This window comes from Okeania sp. SIO3I5 (genome assembly GCF_010672085.1).
Taxonomy (GTDB): Bacteria; Cyanobacteriota; Cyanobacteriia; order Cyanobacteriales; family Microcoleaceae; genus Trichodesmium.
Genome location: NZ_JAAHHT010000369.1, coordinates 1 through 6,348 on the forward strand (window position 1 = coordinate 1; position 6,348 = coordinate 6,348).

General features: G+C 39.7%; 9 protein-coding genes. 3 read left to right on the forward strand and 6 right to left on the reverse strand.

The window, feature by feature from the left end:
* The 3 genes from F6K40_RS37920 to F6K40_RS37930 all read left to right on the forward strand — a co-directional run.
* Positions 1-1,368, forward strand: a 1,368-nt coding sequence (locus tag F6K40_RS37920) for a flavin-dependent dehydrogenase (RefSeq protein WP_293144764.1), incomplete at its 5' end; no start/stop codon positions are given.
* Between the two features lie 135 nt (positions 1,369-1,503).
* Positions 1,504-1,755, forward strand: a complete 252-nt coding sequence (locus F6K40_RS37925) for a UPF0175 family protein (RefSeq protein WP_293144767.1) — start codon at positions 1,504-1,506, stop codon at positions 1,753-1,755.
* Complete coding sequence (locus tag F6K40_RS37930) at positions 1,752-2,303, forward strand: PIN domain-containing protein (RefSeq protein WP_293144769.1); 552 nt, start codon at positions 1,752-1,754, stop codon at positions 2,301-2,303. Before F6K40_RS37925 ends, F6K40_RS37930 begins: the two co-directional genes overlap by 4 nt.
* A gap of 77 nt (positions 2,304-2,380) precedes the next feature.
* Here the strand turns inward: F6K40_RS37930 and F6K40_RS37935 are convergent, their stop codons facing one another.
* The 6 genes from F6K40_RS37935 to F6K40_RS37960 form a co-directional block, all read right to left on the reverse strand.
* On the reverse strand, positions 2,381-2,833 hold the full coding sequence (locus F6K40_RS37935; protein WP_293144772.1) for a hypothetical protein: 453 nt from the start codon (positions 2,831-2,833) through the stop codon (positions 2,381-2,383).
* Between the two features lie 12 nt (positions 2,834-2,845).
* Positions 2,846-3,154, reverse strand: coding sequence for a hypothetical protein (locus F6K40_RS37940; RefSeq protein ID WP_293144775.1), 309 nt, complete (start codon positions 3,152-3,154; stop codon positions 2,846-2,848).
* A gap of 132 nt (positions 3,155-3,286) precedes the next feature.
* Positions 3,287-3,739 carry a hypothetical protein gene (locus tag F6K40_RS37945; protein WP_293144778.1) on the reverse strand — a complete coding sequence of 151 codons (453 nt, stop codon included), beginning with the start codon at positions 3,737-3,739 and terminating at the stop codon, positions 3,287-3,289.
* 12 nt (positions 3,740-3,751) lie between these two features.
* A complete protein-coding gene (locus F6K40_RS37950; protein WP_293144781.1) occupies positions 3,752-4,060 on the reverse strand; it encodes a hypothetical protein in 309 nt (102 codons plus the stop codon).
* Between the two features lie 446 nt (positions 4,061-4,506).
* The gene (locus tag F6K40_RS37955) at positions 4,507-5,355 is read right to left on the reverse strand and encodes an alpha/beta fold hydrolase domain-containing protein (protein ID WP_293144784.1); all 849 of its coding nucleotides are present in this window, start codon (positions 5,353-5,355) and stop codon (positions 4,507-4,509) included.
* A 671-nt stretch (positions 5,356-6,026) separates the two neighbouring features.
* Positions 6,027-6,348: FG-GAP repeat domain-containing protein (locus tag F6K40_RS37960; protein ID WP_293144787.1), on the reverse strand; the 322-nt coding region annotated here is incomplete at its 5' end.

Consider the following 6,348-nt stretch of genomic DNA (forward strand, 5'->3'; position numbering starts at 1 on the left):
GGAGTTCATACTTGTGCTCGTCAGATCTTAGAAAACTTAATTGCTAGAGAATATAAAGATGGATTTAATAAATTTTTTGATGCTAATAATCCTGATTTTTGTCAAGCAAAAATTCTCCATACTCCCACAGTTTTAAATCTGGCATTAGATTCAGAAAAGTTACTGAGTCTATGTGGAGCTAAATTACAAGAAGCTGGAGGAACTATTGTCGATGAAACAGAATTTATTAAAGCTGATATTGAACCAGAAAAAGTTGTAATTTACACTCAAAATCTATCTACAAAAACCGAACAAATTTTCTGTGGACGTTTGTTAATAGATGCGATGGGTACTGCTTCTCCCATAGCTTGGCAATTAAATGGTAAACGTGCTTTTGATAGTGTTTGTCCGACAGTCGGAGCAGTAATTGATGGTGGATTTGAAGAAGGTGTTTGGGATTCAAATTATGGAGATGTTCTGAATAGTCATGGGGATATTTCTCGCGGTAGACAATTAATTTGGGAGTTGTTCCCCGGTGCTGACAATGAGTTAACATTTTATCTATTTCATTACCATCAAGTTCATCCAGAAAATCCTGGTTCTCTGTTAGAAATGTATGAGGATTTTTTCACCATTTTGCCAGAATATCGACGGTGTGACATGGAGAAATTAGTATGGAAAAAGGCAACTTTTGGTTATATTCCGGGGCATTTTAGTATTAGAGGTAGCGATCGCCAAGTTGCTTTTGACCGTTTAGTTTGTATTGGTGATGCTGCCTCTCTCCAGTCTCCTTTAGTATTTACTGGTTTTGGTTCTTTGGTGAGAAATTTACCTCGTTTAACTGAACTTTTAGATACTGCTTTAAAATACGATTTACTTGATGCCGATAACTTAAATAAAATTCGCGCTTATCAAAGCAATATTGCTATTACTTGGTTATTTTCTAAAGGTATGATGGTACCCACAGGTAAGTTTTTACCTCCCCAAAAAATTAATTCTATTTTGAATACATTTTTTGGATTATTAGCAGAATCACCTCCAGAAGTAGCAGAAACTTTTATTAAAGACAGAGCTGATTGGTGGATTTTTACAAAATTAGCTCTTAAAGCAGCGAGACAAAATCCTTATCTTTTATTATGGATTCTCGATTTTATTAACTTTCAGGAAGCATTACTTTGGACGAGCAGTTATATCAATTTCACCTTGTTTAGTTTGGTAAGTTGGTTATTAGGATGGTTCCCTAGTTTTGCTCGTTGGATTCAACCTTGGTTAGAACCTCGTTATCCTAGTTTATGGTTTTGGATATTAGCTAATAGTTATGCTTTAACTTATAACGTTGGTAAACCACAGATGAATTTTAAATTACAAAAGTCATTTCAGTCCGGTTGAATAATTAGACTTTGGTAGAAAAGGCAGAAAAGTTTTTTTCGGAATCGATCGCTTCTGAATCTAGCTATATGCAACAGAAGCGAATCAGTTACAGCACTTTGATAAAATCAATTCACTTCTTTATTGGAGGAAAAGATGCAAATTACTCTGGAAATTCCCGATGAAATGCTCCAAGGAAAGGGACTGAACGAAAGAGAGTGGTTGCAGGAAATAGCGATCGCTCTGTTTCAACAAGAGTTAATAACTCTCGCTCGTGCTAGCAGAATTGCCAAAATGCACCAAGTTGATTTTCAAAAGTTGATCGGCAGTCGCGGTATCTGCATTCATTACGATGTTGAAGACTTTGAAGAAGATATTCGGCATTTAGAAGAGCGAGGTTGGCTATGATTATTGTCAGCGATACTTCACCTTTATGTAATCTACAACTGGTTAATTCTCTATGGTTATTGCGAGAACTTTATGGTATAGTCATCATCCCTCATGCTGTGGCTGAGGAACTTGCTGCTGCTAGCAATGGGGATATTCAAAATATTTGCAACCTAGAATGGATACAAATGCGAACTCTTAGTTTAACAAGCGTTGCCGAAAGGCTTCAGAAAGAACGGGGACTAGATCCAGGAGAAGCCGAGGCGATCGCTTTAGCAATTGAGCTTAAGGCAGACGATCTGCTTATTGACGAGCGACTTGGAAGACGAGAAGCTTTGCAACTCGGGCTATCTGTTATTGGTGTATTGGGCATTTTAGTCGCTGCCAAACAAAAAGGTTTAATTCCAATGGTACAACCTGTCATGGACGCTCTTATTGAGGAGGCTGGCTTTAGAGTAAGCGATCGTTTATACCAACGAATTATTCTTTATCCAGTGAGTAAAGTGTTAAAAAGCGAAAGAAGCGATCGCTCTGACTCTAGCAACAGACAACATGAAGATGTTCCGTAAAAAAAACGTCCCGCAGGTAAAATGGGGGCGTTTTTGGGTAGGGGGACGCGCTCGCCTCCTAATTTTTTGCTATTCAATTAAACCGGAGTAGTTGCCAATTCTTTTTCTGCGGTTTCTGTTACTTCTGGAGGTGTTTCTGCTTCAATATCCATGAACGCTTTTATCCTTTTAAATAAATCTACTTCTGCTGCTTCTTGATCTGTTAATTTCTCGTAGAAGTGCGGGTCATTTAACCAGCGGAGAACAGCTAGCCTTAACAAACCATTCGGCCTTAAATCAAACCGCCAATATTTCGAGATGCGGTTGTCAACTACCTCGAATAATGGAGCAGGGGTTCGCATCGGGTAATACATAAAATTGTCGTCAGCAATATAGTACCATACTTGTTGTTGCCTTTCATAAATTGCATAAACAACGTATTCCTTACCAATGGTTAATGGTAGTTTGAGCTCTTTTGTGTAACCTCGCTTTTGATCTAGATAATTTTCTGGAAGGAATGCCCCTGTGTTGCCGATACAACGGATTTTCATAGTTAATTTACCTCATTGATTTCTTGGTGATCCTTTCGGATATTCCCGTTTAAATTTGAACTCAACATCTTGGTTCATTTTAGAATTGCGATACCAATGGAGTTGTACGGAAGCTCCATTGATAATGACACGCTGTGTAGTTGTCATTTTATCCCAATCTTCGAGAGAACCGCCATAGTTTGCTACAAGTCTGGGCGCGACTCTTAAAGGCATATCTGCACCAACATGAGTTGGTATTCCCTTGCCTGTTTTCGCCTGTTCTAAAAGGAGTTGTTCCTCTAAATTACTAGGAGTTTCATCGGGAATAGGGCCAGTTGTCACGGTGTTGTTTATTGCTTGGTAAAATCAGGTTAATTGTAATTATAAAACCAAAGAGATCGCTCCTTCATCAAGGTAAGATTATCAAGAGTTCCATCCGCAATGCTACGCGAATCGCCTGCCAATTATCTTCAGTTAAACTGGAGCAGTTGCCAACTCTTTTTCTGCTGCTTCTGTTTCTTCTGGCGGTATTTCTGCTTCAAGATCCATGAGCGCTTTTATCCTTTTAAATAAATCTACTTCTGCCGGTTCTTGATCTGTTAATTTCTCGTAAAAATAGGGGTCTTTCAACCAGTGGGGAAAAGCTACTTCTAATAAACCATTTTCCCAGAGTTTAAAGCGCCAATATTTAGATACTCGGTCATCAACCACCTCAAATAATGGGGCACAATGTTTCTGAGGATAATAGATAAAATTGTCGTCGCAAATGTAGTACCAAACGTTTCCTTCTGCTTCATCAATAGCATATACAACATATTCTTTGCCTACTGTTAATCGAAAGACTGTTTCTGTGGTTCGATTAACCGCAGGATCGAGATAATTTTCTGGAAGAGATGCGCCAGTGTTGGCGATACAACGAATTTTCATGGTTGGTTTTCCTTATTGATTTCTTGGTGCTGCTTTGGGATATTCCCGTTTGAATTTAAACTCAAGGTCTTGACCAGTTTTGCGGTTTCTGTACCAGTGGACTTGTACCGCTGCCCCATCAAGTATTAAACTATTCGTACTTGACATTTTAACCCAGTCTCCTGGTTCGCCACCATAATTTTCCACCAGTCGGGGGGAACATCTCAAAGGTTTTAATGGCGTTCCTTGAATTTCTATAGCTACCCCTGCCTTAGCCTGTTCTAAAAGGAGTTGTTCCTCTAAATTACTAGGAGTTTCATCGGGAATAGGACCAGTTGTCACGGTGTTGTTTATTGCTTGGTAAAATCAGGTTAATTGTAATTATAAAAGAAAAGCGATCTCTTCCCTATCTACAATAGGACTTACGCAAAGAAACCCGGTTTCTAGGATAAATCGTTGTTTTGAGCAATAAATGTCTACGAGAAACCGGGTTTCTGGGTTCACTTGGCTTTAGTCCTGTACAATTAAACCAGACCAGTTGCCAATTCTTTTTCTGCTGTTTCTGTAACTTCTGGAGGTGTTTCTGCTTCAATGCAAATGTAGTACCAAACATTTCCTTCTGCTTCATCATCAGCCAAAAACACTCAAAAAATTCGCATTTCAGCCTAGCTATAGCAGAAAAATTAAGGAAGAATTATTCCTCCTATTCCTCCTACCTTCTCTGTCTTCCCACCCTGCCGACACTTTCCACACTCTGCTTTTTTCAGCAAGCCCTAAATAGGTTCTATCTACTTGGAATCTGCTATATTTTTGAAATCCAACTTTCTTCCTCTTGCGATTTGTAACAATTGAGTTATGCGATCGATAATTTGTTGCTGAATGTAAGCATCCGTGGGCATCAGGTTATGATGAAGGGGCTTCTCTTTGTAACCATTAGAGCCACCTGGCGAGGGTTCGTATCCAGGACAGCTAACTTCCCAAAAACCACAAGCAACCTCAATGGGGAAACCATTTGTTCTTCTCGCAATATTCTGTTCTTGCTGGTCGCAAGTTTGAGCGCGACAATTATGCACCGATCCACTTACAAACCTATCAAAAGGGACTAAGTTATCTTGATCAAGTTGATTTGTTTGCCACCTGTTAAGGAAATAATCAACATTTGAAGGAACTCCACGACTTTTAATGGGCTTCCTTAATCCGCCAATCGCAACTGGATCGATAACTCCTAAAAAAAGAATTCTTCTTTTTATTTTCGGTGCCAGACTGAGTAAAGAATCCCCACCGAAGCTATGTCCGATTAAAATTAACGGTCGATTTGAGTCCAGTTGATTATTGATAAAGTCTTGTGCGTCTCTAAGAAATTGCTTCTCACTTGAGAGGTAACTTTTTTGACCAGCGCCGTCTTTAAAATTGTCCCAAGCAACATAGCGAATTTCAGCACCCATATTTTGCAAAGCTTTTTGCACATCGTTCATACCCCAAGCACAGCAGTTGCCATAGCCGTTTACGAAAACGGCGTAAGGACGTTGTGAAGCTGACTGGGCTTGAACTTTTTTAGGTGGGAGCGATACCGATACTGATGAAATGACAAGGGTTACTGTCAAACTCAGGGACGGGAAAATTTTGGAAAATTTCATCTTTTTACCTATAGAGAGTTATATTATCAGGACTTACGCAAATTATTAAATAATACACCACCTGTAGGGGCGGTTTGCGAACCGCCCCTACTAGATATGGCGGTTATGCGTAATCTGTAGGGCGATTTCCTGCTCATGCGGAGCAAACGCGAATCGCCCCTACTAGATATGGTAGTTCTGCGTAAGTCCCGATCATAACTATTTAACCGAAAATAATATTAGATAGAAAATTAGAGATTTACAAAAGTTTTTTCATTATCAATGATATCATGTCCGGATAATTAGTGATCAAAAAACTTCCTCCTCCTTATACCTTAAAACTTCCGCCTCTTCCTTTCTGTAGGGGGCGATTCGCTTGCTCGCCCCTACGAATCCCGTTATTTATAACTATTTAACCGGACATGATATTATATCATGTCCGTTGGTATGGTCCCGTGTCAAAGCTGGGAAAAGATCCACCATTAGTAAAGTTTTTCCTGCTTCTTTCAACCTTCCACCTTCCACCTTCTTCCTTCTTGCTTCTTCCTTCTTCCTTACCTTTGCTACCGGACATAATATTATCCATTGAAAAAAACGCCCCGATATTACCACCGGGGCGTTTTATGCTTGGGAAGCGATCGCCTTTTTAGACCCCTACCTCACCCTAGACTGTCGAGGGAGTAATGATCGAATTACCCGTTCGCAGTATAGACCCCATTGTTAGCGAAGCCCACAATATCAGCCCGACTATCACCATTCACATCGGCTACCTGACGAGGATATTTGTTTTGACTTGACCATCCTCCTTTGCCAAAAGTAAAAGTTTGACTATAGGCTAGTTTATGAGAAGCAAAAGTACCATCAGTTTTACCTAAAGAAACATAGACACCATCGTTAGCGAAACCAACAATATCGGCTCGATTGTCACCATTTACATCGGCTACCTGACGAGGATATTTATCTTGACTTGACCATCCTCCTTTTCTAAATCCAAACTCACGATAGGCTAGTTTA